The sequence below is a fragment of the Falsiroseomonas oryzae genome (assembly GCF_027856955.1).
In the GTDB taxonomy this organism is placed as follows: domain Bacteria; phylum Pseudomonadota; class Alphaproteobacteria; order Acetobacterales; family Acetobacteraceae; genus Falsiroseomonas; species Falsiroseomonas oryzae.
The window spans coordinates 1-1465 of record NZ_JAPSMD010000758.1 but is presented as its reverse complement, the minus strand read 5'-3'; the positions used below and the strand labels follow the sequence as shown (position 1 = coordinate 1465).

Here is a 1465-nt window from a genome sequence, read left to right as displayed (position 1 = left end):
GGGGGCGGAAGCCGCGCTCGGCGGCCCGGCGGAGACGGTCGCGATCGCCGGCGGCGCCGCCGCGCCCGCGCTGCCGGGCGCCACGCCTGAGAGTACCGCCGTCGATCCCGACCAGATGGTCAGCGTGGCGCGCGTGGACGGCCAGCTGAAGGCCTCCGCCCTGCAGGCGCTGGCGCAGCTGGTGGACGAGAATCCGGAGCAGAGCGCCAACGTACTGCGCCGCTGGCTGACGCCCGAGGACGAACCCGCATGAGCAAGGGGCTGACAGGGCCGCAGAAGGCCGCGACGCTGATGCTGGCGCTGGCCGAGGAGCAGGCGGCGAAGATCTTCGCGCTGCTCCATGAGGACGAGATCCGCGACCTGTCCCTGGCCATGGCCGCGCTGGGCACCGTGCCCGCCGGCCAGGTCGAGGAGGTGGCGCGCGACTTCCGCGCCGCGCTGGGCCAGACCGGTCACCTCGTCGGGTCGTACGAGGTCACCGAGCGCCTGCTGCTCAAGACACTGCCGAAGGAGCGCGTCTCCCAGATCATGGAGGAGATCCGCGGCCCCGCGGGTCGCACCATGTGGGACAAGCTGGGCAACGTGAACGAGGCGGTGCTGGCGAACTACCTGAAGAACGAATACCCGCAGACCGTTGCCGTCGTGCTCTCCAAGGTGAAGCCGGACCACGCGGCGCGCGTGCTGTCCCTGCTGCCGGAGGGCTTCGCGATGGAGGTGGTGATGCGCATGCTGCGCATGGAGACCGTCCAGAAGGAGGCGCTGGAGGGGCTGGAGCGCACGCTGCGCCTGGAATTCATGTCCAACCTCGCGCGCAGCTCGCGCCGCGACGCGCATGAGGTGATGGCGGAGATCTTCAACAACCTCGACCGCGCAGCGGAGGCGCGCATCCTCTCCGCGCTGGAGGAGCGCAACAAGGAGAGCGCGGAGCGCATCCGCGCACTGATGTTCACCTTCGACGACCTGCAGCGCCTGGACGGCGCCGGCATCCAGGTGCTGCTGCGTGCCGTGCCGAAGGACAAGCTGGTGCTCGCGCTGAAGGGAGCCTCGGAAAGCATGCGGGAGATGTTCTTCCGCAACCTGTCGGAACGCGCCGCCAAGCTGCTGCGCGACGACCTGGCCGCGCTGGGCCCGGTGCGACTGCGCGAGGTGGACGAGGCGCAGGCCACCATCGTCGCCCAGGCCAAGGACCTGGCCGCCCAGGGCCAGATCCAGCTGGCCGACGGGCGCGAGGACGAGATGATCTCATGAGATTCGCGCTGCCTCTGCCCGACCTGTCACGGCCGCCGCCCGCCAAGGCGCCGCCGCCGCCCGACCCAGCCCTGCTCGAGGCCGCGCGTGCCGAGGGCGAGGCGGACGGCCACGCGCGCGGCTTCGCCGAGGGGATGGAGGAAGGGCTGCGCCGGCAAGCCGCCGCGCAGCAGGCGGCGATCGCGCGCAGCCTGGCGGAGATCGCCGCCGCGCTCGA

General features: G+C 71.7%; 1 protein-coding gene and 2 pseudogenes. All 3 read left to right on the top strand.

From position 1 onward, the window contains the following. Positions 1-253 (top strand): annotated as a pseudogene (locus OZN99_RS31415) (hypothetical protein); the annotation flags it as partial. Next, on the top strand, positions 250-1248 hold the full coding sequence (fliG, locus tag OZN99_RS31410) for a flagellar motor switch protein FliG (RefSeq protein ID WP_270939118.1): 999 nt from the start codon (positions 250-252) through the stop codon (positions 1246-1248). The pseudogene OZN99_RS31415 and the gene fliG, both read left to right, overlap by 4 nt. Further along, a pseudogene (locus OZN99_RS31405) lies at positions 1245-1465 on the top strand (hypothetical protein); the annotation flags it as partial. The gene fliG and the pseudogene OZN99_RS31405, both read left to right, overlap by 4 nt.